The sequence below is a fragment of the Streptomyces sp. WM6386 genome, assembly GCF_000972385.1.
GTDB lineage: Bacteria > Actinomycetota > Actinomycetes > Streptomycetales > Streptomycetaceae > Streptomyces.
Genome location: NZ_JXTE01000621.1, coordinates 1 through 370, shown reverse-complemented (window position 1 = coordinate 370; position 370 = coordinate 1). Strand labels below are relative to the sequence as shown.

Here is a 370-nt window from a genome sequence, read left to right as displayed (position 1 = left end):
CTTCCAGCTCGCGGATCAACCGGGTGGCCGCGGCCCGCCGGACGGGCGGCGGACCCGCCGAAACGCGGTCCGCATCTGTGCGCCGCAACGTGGCGAACCGCAGAGCGGGGGCAGCCTGCCTGGCGAAGAGGGACAACAGGTCGAGCTCAGGCAGGCTTGAGCGGGCCTGCTCGGCCGGGTCGAGGACTTCCAGCACGCCCAGCACCTGGCCGTCGTGGATCAACGGCGCCGCCATCAGGGCGTCGGGTACGTACTGGGTGGACTGGGCCAGCGAGCGGTCGAAGGACGTGCTGGCGGAAAGGTCGTCGACCACGATCGGCTCACCGGAGACCGCCACCCAGCCGGCGATGCCGCGCCCCGCAGGAATGCG

General features: G+C 72.2%; 1 protein-coding gene. It reads right to left on the bottom strand.

Annotated elements, in window-relative coordinates; all coding sequences use genetic code 11:
* Nucleotides 1–370 (bottom strand): GAF domain-containing protein (locus tag TN53_RS42970; protein WP_046264360.1); only part of this gene is annotated, 370 nt, incomplete at both ends.